20 protein-coding genes and 2 pseudogenes are annotated in these 26,551 nt (G+C 36.5%); 11 read left to right on the top strand and 11 right to left on the bottom strand.

Features of this window, described 5'->3' with window-relative positions:
- The 4 genes and pseudogenes from HCUR_RS02860 to prfB all read left to right on the top strand — a co-directional run.
- Positions 1 to 1,260, top strand: a 1,260-nt coding sequence (locus HCUR_RS02860; protein ID WP_165780679.1) for a hypothetical protein, incomplete at its 5' end; no start/stop codon positions are given.
- An 833-nt stretch (positions 1,261 to 2,093) separates the two neighbouring features.
- Positions 2,094 to 2,270, top strand: coding sequence for a hypothetical protein (locus HCUR_RS08385; RefSeq protein ID WP_165780678.1), 177 nt, complete (start codon positions 2,094 to 2,096; stop codon positions 2,268 to 2,270).
- Between the two features lie 586 nt (positions 2,271 to 2,856).
- Positions 2,857 to 2,952, top strand: a pseudogene (locus HCUR_RS09545) (IS630 family transposase); the annotation flags it as partial.
- Positions 2,953 to 3,079: 127 nt separating this feature from the next.
- Positions 3,080 to 4,190, top strand: a protein-coding gene (gene prfB / locus HCUR_RS02845) for a peptide chain release factor 2 (RefSeq protein ID WP_423751888.1) whose coding sequence is annotated in 2 segments (ribosomal slippage) — positions 3,080 to 3,148 and positions 3,150 to 4,190 — 1,110 coding nt in all. Because the reading frame shifts where the segments join, the coding sequence is not laid out codon by codon here.
- Between the two features lie 359 nt (positions 4,191 to 4,549).
- On the opposite strand, the gene HCUR_RS02835 is transcribed toward prfB, so the two are convergent.
- Positions 4,550 to 4,828, bottom strand: a complete 279-nt coding sequence (locus HCUR_RS02835) for a hypothetical protein (protein WP_104206651.1) — start codon at positions 4,826 to 4,828, stop codon at positions 4,550 to 4,552.
- A gap of 1,029 nt (positions 4,829 to 5,857) precedes the next feature.
- Here HCUR_RS02835 and HCUR_RS02830 point away from each other — a divergent pair.
- Positions 5,858 to 8,005: a mechanosensitive ion channel family protein gene (locus HCUR_RS02830; RefSeq protein ID WP_104206650.1), complete on the top strand. Its 2,148-nt coding sequence runs from the start codon at positions 5,858 to 5,860 to the stop codon at positions 8,003 to 8,005.
- 161 nt (positions 8,006 to 8,166) lie between these two features.
- Here the strand turns inward: HCUR_RS02830 and HCUR_RS08380 are convergent, their stop codons facing one another.
- Positions 8,167 to 8,319, bottom strand: coding sequence for a hypothetical protein (locus HCUR_RS08380; RefSeq protein WP_165780677.1), 153 nt, complete (start codon positions 8,317 to 8,319; stop codon positions 8,167 to 8,169).
- A 1,093-nt stretch (positions 8,320 to 9,412) separates the two neighbouring features.
- Between HCUR_RS08380 and HCUR_RS02825 the strand changes: the two genes are divergently transcribed.
- Positions 9,413 to 9,757 (top strand): hypothetical protein, encoded by a 345-nt coding sequence (locus tag HCUR_RS02825; protein ID WP_104206649.1) that lies wholly within the window; start codon positions 9,413 to 9,415, stop codon positions 9,755 to 9,757.
- A 1,547-nt stretch (positions 9,758 to 11,304) separates the two neighbouring features.
- Here HCUR_RS02825 and HCUR_RS02820 read toward each other — a convergent pair.
- From HCUR_RS02820 to HCUR_RS02810, 4 genes are all read right to left on the bottom strand, one after another.
- Positions 11,305 to 11,502: a hypothetical protein gene (locus HCUR_RS02820; RefSeq protein WP_104206648.1), complete on the bottom strand. Its 198-nt coding sequence runs from the start codon at positions 11,500 to 11,502 to the stop codon at positions 11,305 to 11,307.
- 25 nt (positions 11,503 to 11,527) lie between these two features.
- On the bottom strand, positions 11,528 to 11,701 hold the full coding sequence (locus HCUR_RS08375; RefSeq protein ID WP_165780676.1) for a hypothetical protein: 174 nt from the start codon (positions 11,699 to 11,701) through the stop codon (positions 11,528 to 11,530).
- 1,132 nt (positions 11,702 to 12,833) lie between these two features.
- Positions 12,834 to 13,931, bottom strand: a complete 1,098-nt coding sequence (locus HCUR_RS02815) for a ribonucleotide-diphosphate reductase subunit beta (RefSeq protein ID WP_104206647.1) — start codon at positions 13,929 to 13,931, stop codon at positions 12,834 to 12,836.
- Complete coding sequence (locus HCUR_RS02810; RefSeq protein ID WP_104206646.1) at positions 13,922 to 15,823, bottom strand: ribonucleoside-diphosphate reductase subunit alpha; 1,902 nt, start codon at positions 15,821 to 15,823, stop codon at positions 13,922 to 13,924. Before HCUR_RS02810 ends, HCUR_RS02815 begins: the two co-directional genes overlap by 10 nt.
- 286 nt (positions 15,824 to 16,109) lie before the next feature.
- On the opposite strand from HCUR_RS02810, the gene HCUR_RS02805 reads away from it, so the two are divergent.
- A complete protein-coding gene (locus HCUR_RS02805) occupies positions 16,110 to 17,804 on the top strand; it encodes a protein-disulfide reductase DsbD family protein (RefSeq protein ID WP_165780675.1) in 1,695 nt (564 codons plus the stop codon).
- 2 nt (positions 17,805 to 17,806) lie between these two features.
- Positions 17,807 to 18,055, top strand: coding sequence for an exodeoxyribonuclease VII small subunit (locus HCUR_RS02800; protein WP_207760885.1), 249 nt, complete (start codon positions 17,807 to 17,809; stop codon positions 18,053 to 18,055).
- 148 nt (positions 18,056 to 18,203) lie between these two features.
- Here HCUR_RS02800 and HCUR_RS10135 read toward each other — a convergent pair whose 3' ends face one another.
- Positions 18,204 to 18,335, bottom strand: a complete 132-nt coding sequence (locus HCUR_RS10135; RefSeq protein ID WP_423751891.1) for a transposase — start codon at positions 18,333 to 18,335, stop codon at positions 18,204 to 18,206.
- A gap of 211 nt (positions 18,336 to 18,546) precedes the next feature.
- On the opposite strand from HCUR_RS10135, the gene HCUR_RS07760 reads away from it, so the two are divergent.
- The 3 genes and pseudogenes from HCUR_RS07760 to HCUR_RS08370 all read left to right on the top strand — a co-directional run bounded on the left by HCUR_RS07760 (position 18,547) and on the right by HCUR_RS08370 (position 20,080).
- Positions 18,547 to 18,783, top strand: coding sequence for a hypothetical protein (locus HCUR_RS07760; RefSeq protein WP_129591864.1), 237 nt, complete (start codon positions 18,547 to 18,549; stop codon positions 18,781 to 18,783).
- Positions 18,784 to 19,022: 239 nt separating this feature from the next.
- Positions 19,023 to 19,640, top strand: a pseudogene (locus tag HCUR_RS02790) (transposase); the annotation flags it as partial.
- A gap of 251 nt (positions 19,641 to 19,891) precedes the next feature.
- Complete coding sequence (locus HCUR_RS08370; RefSeq protein WP_104206643.1) at positions 19,892 to 20,080, top strand: hypothetical protein; 189 nt, start codon at positions 19,892 to 19,894, stop codon at positions 20,078 to 20,080.
- 704 nt (positions 20,081 to 20,784) lie between these two features.
- On the opposite strand, the gene HCUR_RS02780 is transcribed toward HCUR_RS08370, so the two are convergent.
- The 4 genes from HCUR_RS02780 to HCUR_RS10130 form a co-directional block, all read right to left on the bottom strand.
- On the bottom strand, positions 20,785 to 21,054 hold the full coding sequence (locus HCUR_RS02780) for a hypothetical protein (protein ID WP_104206642.1): 270 nt from the start codon (positions 21,052 to 21,054) through the stop codon (positions 20,785 to 20,787).
- A 512-nt stretch (positions 21,055 to 21,566) separates the two neighbouring features.
- Positions 21,567 to 24,917, bottom strand: coding sequence for a DNA polymerase III subunit alpha (dnaE, locus tag HCUR_RS02775; RefSeq protein WP_104206641.1), 3,351 nt, complete (start codon positions 24,915 to 24,917; stop codon positions 21,567 to 21,569).
- A 253-nt stretch (positions 24,918 to 25,170) separates the two neighbouring features.
- The gene (locus HCUR_RS02770; protein WP_104206640.1) at positions 25,171 to 25,503 is read right to left on the bottom strand and encodes a hypothetical protein; all 333 of its coding nucleotides are present in this window, start codon (positions 25,501 to 25,503) and stop codon (positions 25,171 to 25,173) included.
- 581 nt (positions 25,504 to 26,084) lie between these two features.
- The gene (locus tag HCUR_RS10130) at positions 26,085 to 26,231 is read right to left on the bottom strand and encodes a transposase (RefSeq protein ID WP_423751890.1); all 147 of its coding nucleotides are present in this window, start codon (positions 26,229 to 26,231) and stop codon (positions 26,085 to 26,087) included.
- Between the last annotated feature and the right edge of the window lie 320 nt (positions 26,232 to 26,551).

Here is a 26,551-nt window from a genome sequence, read left to right as displayed (position 1 = left end):
CATCTTCCAGCTCCCGCCCCTCAGCTTGCGCAGGATTTTCAAGATGCTTCAGATATCGATTTAGGCAGAGCGAATAAGCCTTTAGACAAGCCTAGTCTCCATGCTCCGCTTGTTCCCGCTCAAAAGAATGCTCAAGCGCAGTCTTTATTTTTACTGCTCGAGCCTCCAGTTCTTCAAGGTTTCGTTCGAAATTCCAAACCTTCTAATAAGAGTAAGGTTAGGTATAAAAAAAGAATTTTAACTGGAAGGATAAAAAAAGTTGACCATCTAAAAATTGATCATTCGCAAAGGGATGCTGAAGAATTAGCAAGACTCAAGAAAAAAGTGGCTGATGAAAGACAACGAAGAAAGAACCTTGCACTCTTAAAAGCTGAAACAACAGAAAAACTTAAAAAAGAACGCGCTAAAATTAAAGAACAGGAAAAAAAATTCAAAAAAGAAATTACTCAAGCAATTTCCGAGGAGCTGAAAATAAAGAAGTATAAATTTCGCGCTCAAAAACAACAAGAATTATTAATTAAAGCACACACAAACAAAACACAGAAAGAACTTTCTGAAAAACTTAAAAAGGAGAGAACCGATGAAAAGCAACAACGACAAGAACAATTTATTCAAATGAAGGCTAACGACCAAGAAGAGAAGAAACAGACAGTGAGTGCTCAAAAACAAAAAGAGTTGGTCACTAAGACAAGAATAAAAAAAATCCAGAAAAATGCATCCCTGTTACTCAGAACATATGGAACAGATGAAAAGCAAAAACGACGAAAGGAATTTTTTCAAGCAAATGTTCAAAGACTAAGCGAAAATAAAGAAAAAGTAGATGCTCGACGAGCACAGAACAAAAAAGGTGTTACTTTTAATACCTTAGACTTTAAAGAAAACTTACTTGAAAAATTTTCTAAATTCGCTACAGAACTGCAGCCTTTAGGAACAAGCAATAAAAACGAGTCTACTGCTAACACTTTCAATCAAACCCTGCATTCTTTGATGGATCTAGAGTTTATTCAAACTTTAAATAAGCCGGAAAAATTAAGTATTGTTCCTAGTCGTAAAAATATAGAAAATTTGTTGCCTAAAATACAGCGCTTAAAAAATGGAACCCCTCAAGAAGAACTTGATCGGTTCATGATAAACAATCAACAGGATGATTTATCTTCTGAAAATCTTTTCAAAAAGGACAATATATGTACACCTCAGACCCCCCTCCTTGAAGACTCTGCTGTTGCAAAAAAATTATGTCGTTTCAGAGATGAAAATTAGACGATCTAGTCATAAGATATTATCCCGGAAACACAACTATGGTAGGACGAAAAAAAATGTCTACAAGCGCATAGATACAATGATTTTAAAAAAAAAGTAATCCATTCCCTAAAAAAAACAAAATGTCAAAAGTGTTTGAGGTACACAGAAAGACAGTAAGGTGGGGGCATAATCAATATAAGACAGAAGGAAAATACAATGCTAGAAAATGTTTAGGATGTAAACAGAAACTAAACTATTCAAAAATAGAATTCTTTCTCACAGATCATAAGAAGACTAGATTGAAAAATATTGGTGTTGAGTTCACTATAGTAATTTAGCCTAAAGATAAGATTTTAAAGAATTGAAGTAAGGCTTTATATCATTGAGTACATTGAGTACATTGAGTAATAGTGCGGTTATTTCATCGTTTCATAATAGCCCAGAATTTCTCAATGGTGTTTAGGACAGGGGAATACGGGCCCGCAGTACAGCGATTCTATCGATTCTTTTGTTTTATAAGAAAATGAGGTATGATCCAAAATGCCTCCTCGTCCGAGCTTTAGCGCCTGGGTTAAACAATGTTTTGCCCAATAATTGAAACGCTTCATAGCGCAAGACTCAGTAAATATTATGGGTTTTATGGATTCGTTATTCGCTAAGGAAGCTTTAGTTTACTTACGCGCTTTTCGCTTTTTTAACCAATCCCCTATCTTTGAAAATTGTTATATGTTTTATGATTTTTAGGTATCCATCTCGCTTTTCTTGCTCTGCTTCCCCAGAGGAAAAGGTTTTTTTGTTGCTAAATTCTGGCGATTGTAGTCACGAGATAAATTGTGTTGAGATAGAGTGATATGCAAACATTCCCTGAAAAAGCTCATGGTCTCTATGATATTTCGGATCATGTTTGGAGACTTTTTAAACCCTATTTTCTAGGTCGAGAGGGGCTTTGGGGTGGGCCTTGCCAAGAGACAACCGGTAATTTAATCAATGATTTTTTGGATTTTGAGAACAGACGATTCGTGGGGTAATTTTCTGCCTAATTAGCACTTTTTGGCTGAAGTAGTCTATGATCACCACGATATCGTGAATCAAGGGGCTAAAATGGTGTGATTTTCGTGATTTCAACGCAAAAAAATGCAGAATTCAACGAAATTACGACAAAAAGCCTTTATAAACTACGTTATTTGATTGAAAATGCCTCACTTCATCTCAAACAATGGCGCAGCATTAGCACACGCTATGCCAAAAAAGCATCCTTATTCCTGGCTGAGGTTCACATCAGATGTCTTGCGCTCTGGCTTAAAATTTTGTGACTACACTCTTTAGAATTGAACGATAAAAAAACTTTTTTCTCTGGGGAAACAGAGTAAAAAAACGAGATAATTATGTAGAAGTAATACAAGAAATATCTCCTGTAATACTTCGATATTTTGATAAAAATTGGATTGAACGAACCACCTACAAAGAATAAAGGTTAGGAAAAAAAGCGAAAAACTCCTAGGTAAAAAGCGTGGTCAATATTACAAAAAAACCATAAGATAGCTGACTTAGCGAATAATCAATCCAGAGCACCCCTAACGGATTTTATAATACAGCTCTTTTTAAATCAAAGCGCTAAAACCCGGCCAAACTATAGATCATGCTTCATTCCATAAATCACAAAAAATAAGAGTGCTCATCGAATCGGTTGATTGCACAATAATATTTATAGGCAATCGAATCTATTTTTATGAACATTGAAACAATGTGTGCTCAGTGTGGAAGAATTGAATGCTTGTAGATTTAGATTTTTTTTTATACACTACGTGTCTGGACATAATAGAAAAAAAGTGTTTTTATGTTAGAGCGTATTATTGAAGTTTTACATAATATAGAAAAAGAACAAAAAATTTTATGGAGGTTTCTTTGACAAAACGTCTATCCAAAAAAAACTTCAAGATCTTGAAGAGCAGTTAAAAGCGCCAGAAACTTGGAACTCTCCTCAAGCTTCAATTCCTTTACTGAAATTGCAAGAAGTTTTGCTACGCAAGCAAAGTCTTATTCAGCATATTGACCAAGAAATTTCTGATATTAATGTTTGGGTTCAGTATATTCAAGAGACCCAAGATATGGAATTTGTTCAGGAACATTACCATAATGTGATTGCCTTAGAGAAAGAGATTAAATCTTTGCGAATGGAAGAATTTTTTACCGATGAAATAGATAGACACTCTTGCTTTCTATCGCTACAAGCAGGGGCTGGAGGAACTGAAGCCCAAGACTGGGTAGCAATTTTGTTAAGAATGTATACCCGTTGGTGTGAAGCGATTGGGTACAAGCTAGAAATTGTGGACGAAACTATGGGAGAAGAAGCGGGTATTAAGTCTGTAACTCTGGCTATCTCAGACGGTGATTTTCCCTATGGTTGGCTAAAGGGGGAAAGTGGCGTACATCGTTTAGTACGATTGTCACCTTTTGATACTGCAAAAAGACGGCATACCAGTTTTGCTTCCGTACTTGTTACTCCTGTTCTGGAAAAGTTAGAGGAATCGGTTATTGACGAAAAAGATTTGCGTATTGATACTTACCGGGCTTCTGGAGCCGGAGGACAGCACGTAAATAAGACAGACAGTGCAGTGCGTATCACACACGTGCCTACGGGGATTGTCGTTCAATGTCAAAGTGATCGTTCTCAACATCGAAATAAGGCTACTGCGCTAAAAATGTTGACTTCAAAACTTTTTGCTTTGGAAAAAAAAGAAAAAGCAGAGCATGCAGCGGCACTACAGCCTGAAAAGAAAGGCATTAGTTGGGGACAACAAATTCGATCTTATGTGCTACACCCCTATCAAATGGTTAAAGACTTAAGAACTGGTGAGGAAACATCCGATACTAAGGCGGTACTAGATGGACAAATTCAAAGTTTTTTAGAAAGTTATCTTGTGCATCAGGTCACGAAAAATGACTAAAATCTAAAGACTTTTTGTTTTTAATGTGTAAACAGGCCTAAGATTAGGTAAAGCATTCGTTTAAAGCTTATTTTAAAGAAATTTTCTCTTTTTGGCTTTAACCGTAAGTATAGGAGGATTTTTTTCTACTGTAAGTTTCTGTGTACTTTTGTTCAACTTTAGTATTGTGCAAGAATTAGAGGGGGGAATAAAATGTACAAAAATTGGAATGAAAACGTGTCTTTATAACGCATCACACATTGTTTCACTTTTTATAAAAATAGATTCGTTTGTATTTTCTTAAGTCACAAGGATATAAAATTCCAATGGAAAGACTGGGAAAAAGAGATTAGATGGTGTCGATATTGACAGAAAACTAACTATAGAACGGTTATCGAGAATAGCACGTCAATTAAACAATTTCTAAAACATCTTATCTGTTTAGCGTGAGCCCATTTGTGCTCAATAGGATTAAGGTCAGGAGAATAAAGAAGGAGGTAAAGTAAAATATGACCAGCATCCCTAATAATTTTTTGCATAGCGTTACCTTTAATGGCGCTGCCGCTTTTGTCTAGGATATTGAGTAAGAACATTTCCTCTACCCAACACATCAATACCTCTACAGAACCCGTAAGCAATCTACAGTCAAGTGGGGCCAATTAAAGCGCTTATAGCATTTGTTCTACCATTCCCACTCTAATTCTGTTTTCTGTAATAATGCTTTCCTTTTAGAGAATATTCGTGAGTTCTTGACATATCATGAGTAAGTCCAAGTTCATCAATTTTGCTTTTTAATTCATCACGTTTTCAAAACGCCAACATCCCTAACCCCACAGCGCTCCGCTCGATCTGGCTAATCAGCATCAGTGGATATCGTGTTCTAAACAGTCCATGTCAATTGTACTGGCTGGCTTATAGCGAACGAATTTCGGTTCTAAACGCCTACTCCCTTTATAGTCTGATTACCCATTCGAAAACGTCTACCCGATTTCTCATAGCTCACCCCTTATTTCTTCTGAATGCATACACTCTCACAACGAAAATCCTATGAATACGAAAAATTTAAATATCTTTTTTTTATTATAACTGTTCTATAGTGAGTTAAGTATATATTATGGATTATTTTGTAATATATACCACCCTTGTTACTAATCAGTTTCTCGATTTTTTCACCAACCTCTGTTTTTGCAAATAGTCCTCTCTATACCACCTTCGTCAATACATACAAGATTTGCATACGCTATATCGTTTGATTGTTTCTTGATCAAGAATCCATATCAGTAAAAGCTTTTTTATCGCTAAAGCCTAACTTTTTAAGTTTTTTATAGACAGAAGCAATACTTGCATTAAATAGCCTAGCGATTTCTCCTCGTGACTTTTACTCACCATAACTATTTTTTCGCTTTTTTTTGATCATTAATTAATTTTATGTATTCTATTAAAATTTACTTTAAATTTATACTCTATTGTTGCTTCATTTTCTGAAAATTATTATTTGGGGAACAAGTTAAGATCCGTAAAATTCTAAGTATACTTTTATAACTTCTTCTTTAGACAGTATAATTTTTTATTGGATGTAAGCTCCTTTTCCTAGGAAAGTATTAAGCACAAACCTTGAAACCTTTCTTAAAAAAAATTATTCTATCAAGGGAAAAGTAAGAAGCACTGCTTCAAAAAAGATAAGTAAAATGTTGTACAAAGTTTTTAGGTACAGGCTTCTTCACATTCTTCTAGGCCTCGGGCTTGGGGGAAGTGCTTCACTTTTGGCCCCCCCTCAAGAATCCAGTGTTTCTTCAGAGTCCTCCTCTAGAACGCGCGCTAAAAATACTCCCAAAGAAATGCAGAAATTTTTAAAGGAAGTAAAAGAAGCAAAGCAGCATCTTAAAAAAAATCAAGAACAGTTAGACCGTATCTTGAAGCGTCTTCAAAGCTACGATGTGCCACTTCCAAGCGTTCAAGAGGAACAAAAAGTTGACAAAAGCTCTCCTCTACTCACTCATTTAGAATTTTTTTCTTTTCAGTTGAAACGTGTATTACATAATTTTTTTTTCGGATTTGAACATTTATTTCGGTTGGTTTTTGCCCCAGGATTTAGTCCTAAATCTTTTGGGGTAGTACTATGGATGCTGGGAATTTTTATTGTAAGCGGATTGAGCAACATTTTGTTGTACCGAAATTTTTATACAGAGATCCATAGAATTTCTGGAGGAACGGGATTCAGAAGTATTATTTTTCTTGGAATTCCTTTCCTAGTCTACGCAGGACTTGGGCGCATATGGTTTTTTAAGCGCTGGTTTCTTCCCTCGGCGTGTACTGAATTTTTGGCTTACTTACCGTTGTATACGTACACGTTAATGGTAGGATATTATAGTGTGGCCACTTATTTTACTTCGGTCATCCGGGTACAGTTCACCACTCCAGGAGTGCAAGTAGCACTCCATGCGTTTCAAAGAATTTTTTTAATTCATTTCGCATCTAAGATACTTAAAGAAATTTTAACATTAACCCAGGCGGATTCCTTGGTATTTTCTACATTTACTCAAAGTTTTGCGATTATTTTTAGCTTAGGTTTGTGGAATGCACTAAAGAAATTTAAATATATGATTTTATCTGAGATAAAAATTTCCGCTCAGAGAAATCGTCTAATTTTGTTGTTGAGTTTATCCCAGTGGGGCGTAGGTTTATTCCTAACCCTTTGGTTGTTTTTCCCTGGAATTTTTATGGCATTTTTTATTCCTACCTTGGTAACGGTTGGGGTATTATTGAGCATAAACACAGTGCAATTTAAAATTTATCGATTATTTTTAGAATTTCTTTGGAAAAGAAAATATCAATCTTTTATTTTTCCTTTATTATATCAATACCGAAAAAGTGTTTTAACTGTTACAAAGGCTCTGGTTTATATCGGCCTACTGACACTATGGGGAGAAGTATTTCAAGAAATCCAAAATAATGCGATATTTAGCGTAGTTTATTGGTTGTCTCCGATTTTTATTAGTCCTTGGGTGACCCGTGGTTTTAATGCAGCCTTAGTGGGAGTAGCATCGTTTCTGCTGATTAAAATCATTAATAAAGTTTTGAGGTATTATGTTGAGGACCGATATAGCGTTCAGTCCTCAGAAAATAATTTTTTATTTACGCGGCTTAAAACAATGATGGCTATTATCCGAACGATTGTGAACGTATTGGTGGGGGGACCTGCATTAATTTTTATGATTTCTCACATTTTTGGTGTACAACTTAAAGAATGGGCTGCCAGTGTGGGGGTTGCAGGATTTGGATTAACGTTTGGGTTACAAAATATTGTTCGGGATTTTATTACGGGATTTTTTATAATTTTTGAAAATAACCTTATGGTGGGAGACGAAGTAGATATTGATGGTCGCACAGGGAAAGTTGAGGCTATTGCGGTAAGAACAGTAAAAATTCGAAGTGAAAACGGAACTCTCATGACCATTCCCTTTGGTAATATTATTGTTATTGGAAACCGTAATAAGCACTTTTCTGCAGTCCTTATGAATATTTCTGTGGCCTACCATGAGGATCTGGACAAAGTACAAAAATTAATTGAAAAAGCTTTTTATATATTGAAAAAAAACTCCCCCGTAAAGCGTTATGTTTTGGGAAATTTAGAATTTAGAGGGGTAAATGAAGTAACACCCTATTCTGTAGTACTATTAGCTAAAATTCGCACCACGCCAAATTGTCAAGATCAAGTACGTCGACAATTTAATCGGGTGTTAAAAGAGCTGTTTGATGAGGCAAATATTAAGATTCCCTATCCTCCCAATATAGCATTGAATTCTACGCCAAGCTTAACCAATACACATATTTAAAAAAATTTTAGAACAAAGAAAGATATATAGTAAAATAACTATAAAATGATTATAGAGAATAGCGCGTCAATTGAACAATGTGTAGAACGTCGTATCTGTTGAGCGTAATCCCATTGTTTCTTAATGGGATTACGCTCAGAAGAATAAAGAAGGAGGTCAAGTCAAGTATGACCAGCATCCTTATGCATGACAATATCAGGGTTTTCTGGGATATTAGGGAGTACTATTTCCTTTACCCAACCCCAACAAGTCAATATCTTTGCTCCTAAAGTAAAGCCTATTAAAGCCCCTATAAATCTTGTTTTCCGTAACAACGCTACTCTTTTATAGAATACTCGTGCGTTCTTGGCATATCATGGGCAACTCCACGTTCATCAACTTTGTTTTTTAATTCATCACGCTTTTACTACAATACAGATCTTTTTTCTGGATCAACCTTTGGATAATTTAAGGTTTTTTTATCACGAACACCAAAACGTCTCAGGGCTTTCAAAATGCCAATAGCCCTAACCCCAAAGCGCTCCGCTCACTCTGGTTGATAAGGCATCAGAATATATCATGATATCGTATTCTAAAGAGTTCATGTCAATTGTACTGGCTGGCTTATAGCGAACGAATTTCGGTTCCAAACACGTCCTCCATCTATACACTGCCTTCTGACCTATTCTAAAACGTCTACCAGAGTGCTCATAGTACCCCTTCTTTCTTTTTAATGCCTCACCCCTTACGACGAAAATTTAATGCATACGACAGCTTTAAATGTCTTCTCTTTTCTTCTACTGAAACCATTCTATAGTTAGTTTTTTATAAACTTTAAAAGCCGAAGGCATGAATTGAATCTATTAGAGGTAAAATTTTTTCTCCCACCATATTCTAACGATTTAAATCCAATAATGTAACGATGGATCAAGGATAAAATTATTCAATGTAATAGAGTGTACGATGCCTTGTTTCATTTCTTTAATACTCAAACTTCAACTTACTTTACTATATTCAAGTACTCTACCCAAAAGCTTATAAAATACACATGATTCTCGATCGCGGACCTTACAACATAAGTATCGAAATTAAAAAGCCGCTTTTGAGAGAAGCGTTCAGCTGCATTATTTTTCCACCTTACCGCCTCAACAAAAACTCTATTACTCGGGTGGAAGAGCATGAACGAACAGGTGCACCATAATCGATTCTTTACCTCTGACGATAATTTTTAAAAGGAAAATTATGCACTTTTTTAAGAGAACTTGTCAAACGATTACTAGGGATATGACTGCGCGTGTTAACAATAACTTTTAGTATATCGTCGCAGTTCCTTCAATTTGAAGGGATATATGTAGACTGGTTTACTTTTTCAGAAAATTAAATTTCTCCCTTTATAAGAAAAAATTTATATTTTTTTTCTAAAAAAAATTGTACACTGAGTCTGAATATTTTTATGATTTTACATATATGTGTGCATTTCACCCCTTACAAAAACTTTTATATGTTATAACTATTTTTGGATCTTCGGTCTTAGCAGAAAACATACTCCCCCCAGAAAATTCTGTATCTACACCCAATAATTTAGCCGCTCCACTTCCTTTAGAGTCAAACTCTGAAACTAATAGCCCCCCTCCAGACAATGAAACTTATGAAGAGGAGCCTTTATCTAAAGAAGCACAACAAGAAAAAGAGCTGTATGATTTTAATGCTTATTTCGACAATTACATGGATCCTAGACCTTTTGTTATTGGAAGTACAGAATTTGGTACGTAATTTACAGTTTAAAAACTCCTGTAGGCCAACTTTTAAAAAGGTTCTACAGCCTCAGTCTTTTTGTATTCAGAAGTTTCCAAATTTTTTGAATACTTCTAAGTAGATCTACTGATCACTTCCTCTAATTAATTTTTTAATTTATGGAGTCGACATTGAGGATGTATGTTGAAAGAACCACAGGATTTTTTCTTTTAGGTAAGCAATACCTACCAGCTTTTTGTGGAAAACGTCATACATTTTGGTGTAGATCAGATTTATACCCCCAAGATCTGGAATAGCTAATCCATATCGGTGAGGGTGCACTGGATTATTGATGTAGTTGGGTAGTCAATACTTGCTGTCCAAGGTTTATTTAGAAGATGGAATAGATACAAAGAGCACGCGTTATTAAAAGCTATGGTCTTCCAAAAGGGAGTAATACAAAAAGAGGAGAAAAAAATTTTTGGCTTCCCCTTGCTTTTACCTTGATCACGATAGTGATGATAGTAAAAGGTTTTGAACGTTCACACAAAAAGTGATGGGCACCTTTTTCTTAAATAAATTATGTCTGAATTAATACCTTTTCACTGATTACGGGAGAGCATCTCTATTATTATTTCCTTTCTTTTCCTTTCACACAGATCTCTAGGAGAAGAATAATCTACTTTAGTTGTTCTAGGTAAAAACGATTATATTCACTGGACATTTTTTCAAAAAAAACACCTAATACTTATGGTCTCAAACAAATGAAGCATTAAAAATAGCAGTCTTCTAACAAACTCAAGTGCATTCAATACATAGCTCCTATATCCAATCTCCTTGAATTAGGTACATGAAGGTGGTATAGCAGAAGGAATTGAAGAATAATATATTAAAAAACGCACTGATTGTTTGATATAAACCTTGATATCGCGCAACTTTTTCTAATGCATGGTTTGGTAGTAGCTCAGTATGAATAAGAGAGTAAAAATACTATCTTTGAGGCAACAGATTCGATAAGCACTCTTATCTTTTCTGATAGATCTAATGAACAGTGAGCGATAATTGGGCTGGGTTTTAGCACATTGATTCAAAACTGTTCTCTCCAATGATTAAAAAGATTAACATTGAAAGATCCGTTAAACTCTATTGGTTCTATAGATTGGTTATTCACTATAGTAATTTAGCTTGAAAATAGGATTATATTTTTCATCATTGTCAGAAGACAATAAAAATACAATAGAGTCCAGACTTAAAGGAAAGCGTCATAGAATACATAAACTTAGGTAATGATTAAAAGACAAGCGCAAAAATAATTATGGTGAGAAAAGTCATAAGCAGAAATGACTAGGTTATCTAACACAAGCATCGCTTTTGTTTATAGAAGGCTTAAAAAGTTAAACTTTAGCGATAAAAAACTTCTACCTAAGGAAAATCTTATGAAGAAAAGGGAAATAAATATCAAGAAAAAATCAACAATATAGCCCCTTAAAATCTTATATATAGCCAAATAACTATAAAATAATTGTAGAGAATAGCGTGTCAGTTGAACAATGTGTAGAACGTCATATCTGTTTAGCATAAGTCCATTATTTCTCAATGGGATTAAGTTCAGAAGAATAAGAAGGTAGGTCAAGTAAAGTACGATCAGCATCCTTATCCATGACAATATCAGGGTTTTCTGAGATATTGGTGAGTACCATTTCCTCTACCCAACAAGTCAATATCTCTACCCCTAAAGTAGAGTCTATTAAAGCGCCTATAAACATTTCTTCTACTTTTTGCACCCCAATCTTGTTTTCCGTGACAACGCTACCCTTTTATAAAATACCCGTGCCTTCTTAGCATATCATAGGAAACTCCACGTTCATCAACTTTTTTTAATTCATCACGCTTTTGGCACAATACAGATCTTTTTTCTGGATCCACCTTTGGATGATTTAAGGTTTTTTTATGGCGAACACCAAGACGTCTTAGGGCTTTCAAAATGCCAACAGCGCTAACTTCAAAGCGCTCCGCTCGCTCTAGCTGATAGTCTTAGGATATATCGTGTGATATCATGTTCTAAAGAGTCTATATCCATTGTTCTGGCTGGCTTAGAGCGAACTAAGTTCGCTTCTAAACGCGTACTCCCTCTATAGTCTGCTGACCTATTCCAAAACGTCTACCTGATTCCTTATAGCTCACCCCTTCTTTCTTCTTAATGTCTAAACCCTTACGACGAAGATCCAATGAATACGATATCTTTAAATATCTTCTATTATAACCATTCTATCGTGAGTGGGCTATATTTTAGCGTAATACTAAAAAAGTGGTGGTAAAAAGAGTTACATTACGTGTTCTTTTTAGGTCATAATAAGCCTGGTCGCTGCTATACATTGGAACTCTCAAATATAATTTTGACAATTTTTCTCTATTATTGAAGCTATGAGGATAAAAATTTTGTAGAATACTTTTTTATATCTCAAGAGTCCAAATCTTAGACGTTCTGCGTAAGGATCAAATTTTAAGATGAAAAGTTGAACGTTAGGTAAAAAAGTGACGAAACTATGGCAATACCCTAAAAAGTAAATTCCTATAGGAATAACTTTTTTGAGGCTATTTGATGTAAGACCGAAACAAGCACAAAAAATAAGCCAAACATCCTAGCTTTTATGAAAAAAAAGATTCTCGGCCGCTATAAAAAACCTTGGCATAACTTAAAATCCCATATTCTGTTAAAGCATGCCAAAGTAACGCTGTGGGAACTCCCCAGAAAACTGCTTCTATGAAGCGACGAGTGTCTTTAGGTTCACGCCTCTTTGCTGTGAACAGGGATAAAAGCCACTCTAATTTTTTCTAAACTGTGTCATCAATAACTATTCTTACTAGCGTCACTCCTGCTTTTCACTTAGGTCGCAAGAGTATAGGTGCTGAATTGATTTAGGAACACACTTTAGATACACAATCAATAGATCTAGATTTATTTCATAAGTCAGACCATCAAAAACCCACGCCCTACCTAAGATTTAAAACAACTCTTAGCAAAAATGACTCTTATTTGTTTATTCTATAATCAGAAAGGTGTAATAAAGAAAAGTGAAAAAATTCACTCTTTATAACCTTTCTGAACGTGTATTTACCCGAAAGATAAATTTTTAGCGTTTTCTCGATCTAACTTTGCAAATGTGTCATCCCAGGATCCCTGGGTAGCACTTTTTGTATATTCTGTAGCGCGATTTTCAAAAAAATTTGTGTACTCAATGCCGCTAAGCAAAGGATCAATCCACTCCAACGGGTTTTTTGTTACATGATACACAGGCTTCATAAACAACTGCTCAAATCTCCTGTCCGCAATATAATGGATATATCCCTTCACCATTTCTGGAGTTAACCCTTCAATGGGCCCCTGCTCAAAGGCAAGATCAATAAAAGCTTCCTCATGAGAAACAATAGTTTTTCCAATAAACTCCACCTCCGCCTTCATAGCCTCTGTCCAAACTCCTGGGTGTTCTTGTAAAATAGTATAAAATAGCTTAAGCAAAGAATGTACGTGCAATGTTTCATCACGGATAGACCAAGTTACAATTTGTCCCATTCCTTTCATTTTATTAAATCTTGGAAAATTCAATAACATAGAAAATGACGCAAATAGTTGAAGCCCTTCTACGAACGCAGCATACACCACCAATGTAACGATCAAATCTCGAAGCGTAAATTTGTTTTTAAAGCGCTTCATGTAATCCCACTTATCTTTCATTTCTTTATATTGTAAAAATGCTTCGTATTCCACTTCTGGTATTCCCAAACTATCCAAAAGGTAAGCATAAGCAGCAATATGTACCGTTTCCATATTGGCAAAAGAAACCAACATCATTTTCACTTCAGTGGGCTGAAAAATGCGAAGATAGTACCCAGTATAACACCCCCCAACTTCAATATCAGATTGAGTAAAGAATCGAAAAATGTGAGTTAATAAGTTCCTCTCTTGGTCGGTAAGTACTAACTTCCAATCCCGCACGTCATTATAAATCGAAACCTCTTCTGGAAGCCAGTGCATACGCTGCTGCGTTTCCCAGATTTCGTAGGCAAACCCATATCGAAACGGTTTATATACTGGATTTTCTCGAAACAAAAATGACTGACTGTCTTCAATCGTAGAACGCTCTGAAATCCAGCTGGACTTTATTGAATGATTTTTTTGAATACTCACTTTTCGTACTCCTGTTATTGACATACCAAGCACTCCTCGTATTCTAAACGCAACATTCCATTTTCTGAATGATTTTGAGGTAACATTGATAAAAAACTTTGGTGTGCTTGTTTTGCGTCATGGTGCGTTTCTCCAGAACGTAAAGCTCTGGAACGTAAATAATACAAGCTTTTTACTCCTTGCTTCCAAGCACTCCAGTGGGCATTGTGTAACTCCTCTTTTGATATATCTGGAGCCAAAAATAAATTAAGAGACTGCCCTTGATCAATATAGGGAGTACGGTCTCCCGCAAGTTGAATAAGATCCTTGGGATCAATTTCATAAGCGGTTAAAAATACAGCTTTTTCTTCTTCGGATAAAATATCTAAATGTTGTACAGACCCGTCATTTTCTAAAATAGAATCCCATATTTCTTTTTTATCTTCTCCCTTTGCTCTGAGTAGTTCCCTCAAGTATGGATTTTTAATAAAAAACGAACCACTCATTGTTTTATGGGTATAAGCATTGGCTACAACAGGTTCAATACCTGGAGATGTTCCCCCACATAAAATAGAAATGGAAGCCGTAGGCGCCACAGCCCTGGTATAAGAAAATCGCTCCATAACATTCTTTTCCTTAGCATCTTTGCAAGGTCCCCGCTCTTGAGCCAAAACTCTAGAAGCTGCTTTGGAAGCGTTATGAATATGAGAAAAAATATGTTTATTCCATGTGCGCGCCAATAATCCGTGCATGGGGATTCCAAGAGACTGAAGAAAAGAGTGCCATCCCATAACACCAAGCCCCACTGCTCTCCCCCGCTCTACACCGTACACAGCATGGGCAAAGGAAGACGGTGCGTTACGAATAAAATCTTCTAATACATTATCTAAAAACCGTAGGCAATCTTCAATAAAAGTGGCGTGTTTTTGCCAATCCAAAAACTTAGTTAAATTTAAAGATCCCAAACAACATACTGCTGTGCGATTCACGCCATACTGATCCAAACCGGTAGGTAAAAAAATCTCAGTACATAAATTAGACGTCTTAATCTCCAAACCTAACTCTTTCTGGTACTCAGGAATAGACGCATTCACGTGATCAATAAAGATCAGATAAGGTTCACCCGTTTCTAGACGAACGGTCAGTAACTGAACCCATATTTCCCGTGCATCTAGAGTCTCTACAACAGTTTGAGTTTGGGGGTTGATAAGATCCCAGGGTTTTCCATACTGGACTGCCTTCATAAAGGCATCTGAAAGCAGTACACCGTGATTTAAATGAAGAATTTTACGTTGTGGATCTCCTCCAGAAGGACGCCGAAATTGGATAAAATCTATAATTTCTGGATGAGAAACAGGCAAGTAGACCGCAGCAGCACCTCTTCTCAGTCCTTGAGAAACACATTGGGTAATAGATTCTATAATTTTTGCAAAAGGAATAATTCCGGCAGCGTCTTTAAGCCCAGTTTTTCCCGCAGGACGCAAATTTCCGAAATAACTTCCGATACCTCCCCCTCCAGCACCTAGAAACATATTTTCCATCAGCAGTCCTGCCACTGAATCCAGAGTATCTTGGGCTTCATTTAAGTAGCAAGATATAGGTAAATGTAATGAAGCCGCTTTTTTATGAGTTTGTTTATGAAAATCAATAAGACCTGCATTACCCAGTACAGGAGTTGCGGGCATAAACCAAAGAGAGGAAATATACTCGTACATACGCTGTCCATGCGCATTATCATCCGCATAGGTGCTGGCAACACGCTCAAACATTTCTTGATACGACTCACCCGCGTAAAGGTATTGATTTTGCATAGTTATTTTTCCAAACTCTGTTAGGAGCTCATCTTTTTCAGGATTAAGATTGACAAATCCATTACGTAAAACAGAATAATTTGCAGTACGCAATAAACTTTTTTTATTTTTTATAGAAGATATCATGGAATTAATACTTCTCCAAAAATTCACTTAAAGATTTTATCACAATCTGTTTACAAAACCCATAGCTTACCCCAAAATTACCAAAAGTCTGCTATAAGAAAAGAAGCGCATACAAGAAGACATTTAGACAGTACTTTCAATTCTTGTGAAAAATATTTGCATAATAGAAATGATTCATATATAATTTCTCCATCCTTATATGAAATCTTTTTTTATTTATATATAAATGTACAGAAGAAAATTAAAGTTTATTAGGACCTTTTTAACTATTTTACTTTTTTACGTTTTGAATATAAATATTCTAGGAGCATCTCCAGAATCCCCTGTAAAGTTGCAGTGGGGAGAAGTCGTTTATGAAACTGCAACCTATGTAAAAGTCCCTTTAAAAATTTTTATTACACCCCCGTGGAAATTAATGGGCCCCAAAGTCATTGGCGATACTTTAAGCTATCCTCCAGAAATTTTTTGGAAAAATTCTGAAAATATATACGATGTACAGGTGCTATGGCCTGCAACGATTACATGGTTTGAAGCTAAGCAAAGAGGTCAGATTTATCGTCATCACGTATTTGCTATGCTTTACGTGCAACTTAAAGATCGCAACGGTGGAAAATTAAATATTGAATTTCGGGGACAGTGCTGTGGAAATGTATGCCAAATGGTCAAGGAGACACTTTCTTTATCCTTAGATTCCAATCATATGTTTCGTGGAAGAAGCTGGAAAATGCTATTGTTTGCGTTTTTAGGAGGAGCCATCTTGAATGTAATGCCCTGTGTATTACCAGTTTTGGGCTTAAAACTTAAAGGATTATCCCAGGTATCTCCTTTTTTGTTGCGACGAACATTTTTAATGACCAGTTTAGGAATTTTTCTGGGTTTTTGGTTGTTGGCGATCATAACAATCTTATTAAAATTTGTATTCCAAAGAGAAGTAGGGTGGGGAATTCACTTGCAGAATCCATACTTTTTGGTCGCACTTTGCTTGGTGATGGTCATTGCGTCTTACAGTCTTTTAGGACTGTTTCAATTTAATATTCCAAGATGGACGTTACGATTCGTCCCAAAAGAGTATCGTACTTCTTTGGGGGCTCTGGGTTCTGGGCTATTGGCAGTGGTACTTGCTACTCCCTGTTCTGCACCGTTTTTAGGGCCTGCTTTGGGGTATTTTCTGTGTGGCACGATACAAGAAATCCTTTATGGGTATACGGCTATTGCTTTAGGGTTTTCCCTTCCGTATTTGGTTGGGCTTGTATTACCAGTGTATCGTTTACTTCCTAAACCTGGGACATGGATGGTGGTGGTAGAGCGTATCGTGGGTATTTCTTTCCTAGGAGCCGCTATTTGGTTAGTAGGATGGCCGCTAGGGTCTTCTCTTTCCACAGTTGCACAGCATTTGGCTTTAGGATTACTTGTTTTAATCGCTTCGGTACCGCTGTTGCATTATTTTTTAACGTATCACTTATCTCTATTATGGAGAAGTATATTATTTTTCGCGCTTCCTGGTATGGCAGGAATAGGACTATTTTTACTCCCATTTTTTAGTCGTCAATCTCGTCAAAGTATCTCCATGCAGGATGGAAAAATTCAATGGATTCGCTGGAGCCCTGCGTTAATGCGCCAAGCCATACAAGCAGGACGTACAGTATTTATTGATGTTACAGGTACGGGATGTCTAACCTGTATACTGAATAAACAAGTTTTTTTACATCCCTCCATTCAATCCCTTCTTGCTAAACCTAACATGGTGTGCATGCGGGCGGATTATAGTACTGGATCGGATGATATTACTGCTTTATTAAAATCTTTTTCTCGAGCTGCTATTCCGTTTAACGTGCTTATTTGTAAAGATTTTCCAGGGGGTATTGTGTTAAGCGAACTCTTAAGTGTAAAAGAAATTGAAGAAGTGCTAACTTTGTTCAAAAAATTAGCTCCGCCTAAACCTGTACATTCTACTAAAATTTTATTGAAAAAAGGAGTATGACCATGACTGAGCCCATAGAGACAGAAATTTCTTCTTTATCTTTTGAAGCTGCGATGAAACAATTGGAAGAAATTGTACGAAAATTTGAATCTGGAGGATTAACGTTGGAAGAGTCAGTCACTGCATATGAACGAGGAATGCGACTACGTCAATACTGTGATGAACGCCTTAAAACGGCAAAACTCCGTATGGAACAGGTGGCTAAAAATGCAGAAGAGGAAAAATTAGATGATTCAGATCATACCGTATAATCTATAATTACCTCAGTATACACGTAAATATTGATTCGATTTTTTGATTTTTTAAAATAACTTTCACTAAGAACAGAAAGACGAAAATAAGCGTTTTATAATTTATCAAAATGTGTGATATGTTTTTGATGCCTCTTTTCATATGGGTTCAACGTCTTTCTATTGAATTGAAATTTGGTGAGTAGGGAGGTAAAAAAATTAACTTGCATCTCTCTAATTTTATGGATTCTTTTGTCTTTTTAGACTTATGAAATGCAGTATTATATGTGATTACGTAGATTTTAATTTTTTTATCAAAAATTATTCATTCTATGTTTCAAACATCTTAGATAGTGTAGTGATAAGATATAGTAATTCAATTTAAAGATGGGATTATATTTTTTCTCTGTACCGGACAAAACTAATTGGTTAGTTAGTTTGCATTGACAGTAACGCGCTGAAATAAAAACAAAAAGTGTATAATCTCGATTATCGAAAAAGAGGTATACATCATGGTTTCAGTCAACGAGTTAAAGCGCATTTTAAAGCCATATTTCAAAATCGACAATAGGCGTCTTGATTGCTTAACCCAAATGTTAGGTGCGCTTATCACTGTTCGCACAGTTAATCTTGTCGAATTAGCCCAAGCCATGAATCACTGGCGGTGTTTTCGATACAAGCGGATTAGGCGATTTTTAAAAGAATTTAATGCGTTCGGCTTTGAGACGCTATCAAAATTTATCGCGTAGTTTTTTTACCTTCTGGCGAAAAATGGCAGATTAGTATGGATAGGACGAATTGGAAATGGGGCCAAATCGATATTAATATTTTGATGGTATCAGTGGTTTGTGGCACTGTCGCTATCCCTGTTGTATGAAAATTTCTCCCCAAAAAGGGGAATTCAAATTGAGAAGAGCGCGTTGAAGTTGTTGAAAAATTTATTCATATTTTTGGAAGCTCGATCATAGTTGATTGAGTTGCAGACAGGGAGTTTTTCGGCAGAGAATGGTTCAAATGGCTGCAAGAAAAACAGATTCCATTTACAATTCGGATCAAGAAAAATACGCGAGTGGATAGCGCAAAGGGTAATACCGTCCACGTGCGCCAATTGTTTATCAACCTCAAACCAGGACAGATCCGTTATTTGAGAAATAAGAAAGATATTTTTGGCATACGCTTATGGTTAGCAGCTAGGCGAGCAGAAAATGGTGCGTGGGTCATTGTAGCAACCACTGATGATCCCGAAAATGCTTTGACGAGATCCAAAAAAAGATGGAACATCGAAACACTTTTTGGTTTTTTAAAATCAAAGGGGGTTAATTTTGAAGACACACACGCTACATTCCCAGAACGCCTACATAATTTACTATCGATATTAACGATTGCTTTTTGTTTTGCGTACAAAATGAGTCAAATTGTAGTAAAGGAAGCCCCTATCAAAAAGAAAAAGCATGGTCGTTTGGAAAAAAGCGTGTTACGCGTTGGCTTGGATCTGCTGCGGAAATTATTTTTTAAAATTGATCGTTCGGTTAACAATTTCGTGAATGATATTGCGTCAATTTTTAATCAAAACACTGTAATTGAGCGGGTATTTACAGGGAGATAAACTTTTGTCCTGTACAGAGATATTTTTTATACTTATCAAAAAATGACAAAAAAACAATACAGCCTAAACTTAAAGAAAAGCGTAATAGAATGCATAACATTAGGTAATAATCAAAAGACGCGCAAGACAATAGTTCCGGTGAGTAAAAGTAGCGTAAGTATAGGGTGAATTCGCTAGGAAAAAGAAGGTGTGATCAAACCTAAAGCACCATTAGAAAGCAAAAGAAACATCATCCAAATCCGCTAAAATATATGTTGAAAATAAAAAAGATAAAATATGAAGAGATCGCTTGGCTATTTAACGCAGGCATTTCTTGTGTCTATAGAAGACTTAAAAAGTTAGACTTTACCTATAAAAAATTCTTTACCTTTGGGGAAGCTTGTGAAGAAATAACTATCAAGAAACAATCTAACAATATATCACCTGAACGTCTTGTATAGAGTGACGAGCGTGGTGTAGAGATGACGCTTTGCAAAAAAAGAGAGTCAGGTAAAAGAAGTAACCCACTATTTGGTAAGAAGCGTGGTACATATTCTAAAAGAACCTATGGTATCGCTGGCATAATCAATCCCTAGCACCTACAACGGGTTTGATAATACCGGATCTTTTTAAAGCAAAGCGCTAAACCCCAGCCAGATTATAAATCATACTTCATTGCATACATCCCAAAAGACAAACAAGAGCGCTCATCCACTCTGTGGACTGAAAAATAATATTTTTATCCCCTTATTCACCATATTTAACTCCCATAGAACAATTCTAGGCTACGATGAAACGATGAATTAACCCTAGCATTACTCAATGTACTGAATAATATAAGACCTTACTTCAATTCTTTAAAATCCCATTTTTAAGCTAAATTTTTGTAGAACACGCTTGATATTTTATATCTGGCTTTTGATTTTCTTTCTGGAATTTGTCTATAGCTCAAATAAATGTCAACACTACCTAGGGAAATAATTTTTGTTATAAATAATACAGACTGGCATAGCGGGCTAAGAACACCCAAAAAATAAAAATAATATGTCTACAGTCCTATTTACGAAAGCTAAATTCAGTTGAAAAATTATGGCGCTACTTCAAAAACAATACTCTAAAAAATAAAGTGTATGATATTTTGGATAAACTTAAATCTGTTACTTCATCATTTATTGCCTTTATCCATGCGCATAGTACTGCCTCGATATATTCCCCCTGGGTTGTAACCCTTGAGCTTCGTTCCATTCATTATAATTTCTAAGGGGGCCTTTATTACAATCAGATCGCGCTTACTATTCAATAACTGAGTACGCCTGGAAAAAGTCAACCCATCTTGCACAGGACTCCTAAAAGCTACTGTTTTTGAACAGTCTTCACAAAACCCAAAGACCTGGCCCAATAAAATGTGGGCCATCACCTGAAGGTTAGAATACATTCAATGAAACTATTGAGATACTGCAAGAAACGCGTCTTTCTGGACGAAAATTTAATTTTCTTGGTCTATGAGGCGTTAGATGCTTATTTCGTCAAATCAAACGCTGATTTTTTCAGAATTTTTCGAGGAATTATTAAATTTTCTCAGTGCGTTTTTTATTTTACTTAGGTTTTTTGGAGATTACGTAGAAAGATCTGATTGATTGAGACAGCTTTGACAATATGAAACCATTCTTTGTTGCGTTTATTGATACATTTTTTTAGCACTTAGCGACTCTACATTGCCTCTAGTTTTCTATTTTTCCACAGTACTCTTTCGCTCTATCCCTTTCTTCGCAAATCCGTTGTCTTTTTTTGTTCCCCTTTCACACCGCTCTCTTCTAGAAAGATGACGCTCGAAAAAGATGATAAGAGATGTCCTGGAGAGGGTACGAGGCATCCTTTTCTGTACTAAGGATGGCTTCAGGATCATGAAGCGCGCATCATACAACCCGGAGCACATGACGATAATATCTAGTTTTCTTCCAAGAGCGATGTCCAAGCGGATTTTTGCTGGGGAGTCAGATTGAATCCTTCTTCTAAAATTCCTGATACCAGAGTGTCCTCCTGTACTGAAATAATACACCGAACTTTAACGGATCCAGGACCCACGGATTTTAAAAAATTTTCAAGTTTTTCAATATGCTGGGCGTGTTTTATAGAACAGATCCAAATCTCGTTGGGAAAGGATAAAGGAATAAGGTCTTGGGCGATTAAACGCACTGTTTGATCTTCAAGTCTTCCTATAGCGTGCAGGTCTACTGCTTGGCCTGGGCTCAATAACTCTCTACATTCCACTAAAAGATCAGAAAATAGTGTCACTTCATAGCTTCCATCTCCATCAGATAATGTAATAAAAGCATATTTTTTACCTCCTTTGCTGACTTTTTCCTTCACTTCCATTACCATGCCCCACATACGAAACCCTTGATTTTTACGAATATAATGGGACATTTTTTCGATGTTTTGAGAAGTGACTATGTCCGGTGCATTTTTCAAAAATTCTGTTAATGGATGAGACGTTAAATAAAACCCTAGCGCTTGCCTTTCATATTCTAAAGTTTCAAAATGGCTCCAAGAAGGTGCTGGCTGAAGACGGAGGGAGGATGATTCTACGGGAAATAATGTTCCTGTCACAGGCTCAGTGCTTAGTTTTAATAGCCGATCTATACTGTACATTAACGTGCTCCGATTTGGGCAGATCTCATCCAAAGCGCCTGCCATAATCAGTGCTTCCAGTTGTTTTTTATTGAGCGTGCGGGATAAACGATGAAGAAAATTTTCCAAAGAAGGAAAGGGCCCACGAAGTTCTCGTTCCTTTTGTAGGCTTTGCATGGCTTGCATTCCCACATTTTTCAATGCTGCTAATCCATAACGAATAGTTTTTTGATCCTCTACTCGGCAAGAAGCTTGGGAAGCATTGACACAGACTGGTGCAATATGAATCCCCATACGCTTGGCTTCTGTAACAAATAATCGCAATTTTTCCGTGTTATGAATATCGCAATTCATAAGACTTTCCATGAATACACTCGGATAGTTGGCTTTTAAGTATGCAGTTTGATAAGAAATTAGTGCATAAGGAACTGCATGGGCTTTAGGAAAGGCATATCCTGCAAATTTTGCAATTTGATCAAAAAAATTACTTGCAGTTTCACGATGACCTCCGTGATTTTTTAAAACCCGCTCTACAAAAATAGTGCGCTGAGCATTCATCTCAGATTTAATTTTTTTACCCATAGCTCTTCGCAGCAAATCCGCTTCTCCTAGGCTGTATCCCGCTAAGCGCTGAGCAATGGTCAACACTTGTTCTTGATAGACCATAACGCCGAAAGTGGATTTAAGGATGTTTTCTAGCACAGGATATTCATAAGACACTACTTCTCTTTGATGGCGACATGCAATGTATCTTGGAATATCATCCATAGGACCTGGACGATATAAGGCCACCAATGCAATGATTTCCTCAAAAGATTCCGGTTGAAGTTGGCGTAATACATCGCTCATTCCGGTACTTTCCAATTGAAAAATTCCTACAGTTTCTACGCGTCTTAATAGTGCATAGGTTGCGGGATCTTTTAAAGAAATGTGGGATAATTCTAATGTAATCCCTTGAGCTTTTAACGTATTGATGGCATTTTGCAAAATAGTCAGTGTCTTTAAGCCTAAAAAATCAAATTTAATAAATCCACACGCTTCAATATATTTCATAGAAAATTCTGTAGCGGGTAAGGTGTTGTTTTGATCTTGATACAAAGGAACTCTTTTAGACAAAGGCTCATCAGAAATAATCACACCGGCAGCATGGGTGGCGGCATGACGGTATAAGCCTTCTAGAGGTTTTGCAGTTTCAATGAGTGTACGTACACTTTCATCTTCTTCCCACATCGTCCTAAGAGAAGGCTCTTGTTTCAACGCTTCAGTCAAGGTTATCGGATGAGCAGGTTGGTAAGGAATAAGTTTACATATCTTATCTACTTGACGATAGGGAATTTGTAATACGCGTCCTACATCCCGCAACACGGCCCGCGCTTGAAGGGTACCAAAAGTAATAATATGGGCTACGTGATCCTTTCCATATTTTTTCGCAACGTAATCAATAACTTCATCTCTGCGCTCTTGACAAAAATCCACATCAAAGTCTGGCATACTTACGCGTTCAGGGTTCATAAATCGCTCAAATACTAAGTCAAATTCCACAGGATCTACATCCGTAATATCTAAGCAAAACGCCACCAAAGAACTGGCACCGGAACCTCGGCCTGGACCTACAGGAATATGGTTTTTTTTGGCCCATCGAATAAAATCTGAAACAATTAAAAAATATCCAGAAAATCCCATAGGTTCAATAACGCTTCTTTCATAATCCAAGCGCTGTACATAACGTTTTCGCACTGCATCTTGGTCTATGGACTCAGAAAGTTTAGGAAAAATGTGTTTAAGAAGTCGATGCTCTAGTCCTTGCTCACTTTCTATACGAAGCTGCTCTTGTTCGTGAGGACAGGGAAAGGAGGGGATACGCATCGCGCAAGATTCCAATAAAAATCCTATGCGTTGAAAAAATTGGGAGGTATTTTTAATAGCCTCAGGAATATCAGAAAACAAACACTGCATTTCTTTTGGAGTTTTAAATCGGTACTCTGGTGTTAGTTTAGGACGATTTTCTTCTACTACATAGCGTCCCAATGCGATACAGCGTAACGCATCGTGCGCTTTAAAATCTTTTTCTTCCATAAAAAATGCAGGGTTGGTTGCCAACAGGGGAATTTTTTCTTTGTAGGCCAGCTGAATGCATGCCTCATCTAGGGTCTTAGAAGCACCAGGATCACATCGTTGTAATTCAATATAAATGTGATCTTTGTAAATATTTTGTAATAAATTTAATGTTTCTTGGGCCTCTTGGAGTTTATGTTGGGCTAAGAGGGTGTACAAAAATCCATTTTGTCCCCCGGTAGTTAAGATTAATCCTTCAGAAAAAAGCTGAAGTTGTTCTAGAGTGACTTTTTCTCGCATGTCACCGATATTGGAGACTGTCGAGCAGGTAATAAGCTGACATAAATTTTCATATCCTTTTGCGGTTTTAACCCATAGTGCCAACTCCCAATGATAGGTTTGAAACGCTAGGGTAAGCGTGCATCCCAGAATAGGGAAAATTTTCTCGCGTTTACAGGCCAAAGAAAATTCCATAGCGCTAAACCAATGATGACGATCACACAACCCTAAAGCAGGCATTTCCAACATTTTTGCAGCGTGAATCAGTTGAGGAATACGAATAGAACTCTCCAGCAAAGAATAGCTACTGTGATTGCGAAGGGAAATGTACACGCTGAAGAAAACACCAAAAAATTAATTATTCTTTATTTTGAAGTAAAAAAAAAAAAAAGTCTATGCCATACTGTGCTTATAAAAGATTAGACTTTTTGTGTAAGTAGATAAATCGTTTCTGGACAAAGTGTTCCCTTTTTCCGGACAGACTATAGGAAGCAATATTTGAGGTTCAGGATAGCGGCGATAATGTTGAATTTCATGCTATAATCCATGATTGTGTTTAGTTTTAGATGGTTTGATGTTCCCAAAACTAGGCTTTACCAAGACTCAAAAGTAAAAAAGCACTGGAGGCTTGTTTTTGAGATTTTATAAGCAAATCGAGGTTTTGATGGGTATTGCTAATCCCTTGATAGCCCGAAGCTTTTTTGGAAGACGTTTTTTTCCTTTTAGAACCAGTACAATCCTGGATAGCCCAGGATAAGATTTTGGGACCTACAAGAGGCGATCTTAGACTGGGCGACGTATTGCTATTTTTAGAGTATGGCACTGTTTTTTTCGGCACAATAAAGTTAAAGTTTTTAGCGTTCTTTATGGGTTGCTCCGTTGCATCAATAATGAGGATTTCCGTCGCCTCTTTCGACACTTTTTTACTTTTTAAGGACTATCCCAGAGACTAAAATGAGCTCAAAATCATCAACGTTCTGTCTGAAAAGTCTAACTTTTTTTACAATTACGTAAAAACACTTCACTGAAACACTAAAAAAATGGTAAAATGTGCTGAGGTTCCTACCAATCTTGGTGCATTTTAAGAACATAAAAACGCTCTTTTTGTCGGTAATTCATACCTAATGCTATAACCCATACCTAATACTATAGTAATTTAGATTAAAAATTAGATTTAAAAAAATTGAAGTAGAGCCTTATATCATTCAGTACATTGAGTAACGTTACAGTTAATTCATCGTTTTGTAGTAGCCTAGAATTGCTAAATGGGGTTTAGGTCAGGAGAATAAAGCGATAAGAACACTAGCCCGGAGCCAAGCGATCTCATCAATTGCTTTTGTCTTATAAACTGTTATCAAATGAGGCATTATCCATAATCAGGCCGGGGGTTGGTACTTTGATTAAAGAATGCTCTACCCAATAATTAAAAAGATCCGTATTGCAAGACCCATTAAACCCTATGGGTGCTATGAATGGATTATTCAAGCCATAGCCAACTAACTATAAAACAGTTGTAAAGAGTAGCGCGTCAATTGAACAATGTGTAGAACATCGCACCCGTTTAGCCTGAGCCCGTTGTTTCTCAATGGGATTAAGGTCAGGAGAATAAGGAGGTAGGTAAAGTAAAGTATGACCAACATCTTTAATTATTTTTCCGTATAGCTTTACCTTTATGGAAAGCAGCGTTATCTAGAACAACACCACGGTTTTTTGGGATAACTCGTACGCAATCCAATGGCTCCTAAAGTAGAGCCCATTAAAGCTTATACCATTTGGTTTACTTTCCCCAATTCTGTTTTCCGTCACAACGCTGCGCTTTTACAGAATACCCGTGGGTTCTTGACATATCATGGGAAACTCCACGTTTATCAACTTTTCTGGTTCATTCATCGCGCTTTTGGCACAATAGAGATGTTTTCTCTGGATCCGCCTTTGGGATGATTTAAGGTTTTTTTTTATAGCGAACT

Origin of the sequence: Holospora curviuscula (assembly GCF_002930195.1) — a bacterium.
In the GTDB taxonomy this organism is placed as follows: domain Bacteria; phylum Pseudomonadota; class Alphaproteobacteria; order Holosporales; family Holosporaceae; genus Holospora; species Holospora curviuscula.
This window is presented reverse-complemented; position numbering and strand designations above follow the sequence as displayed.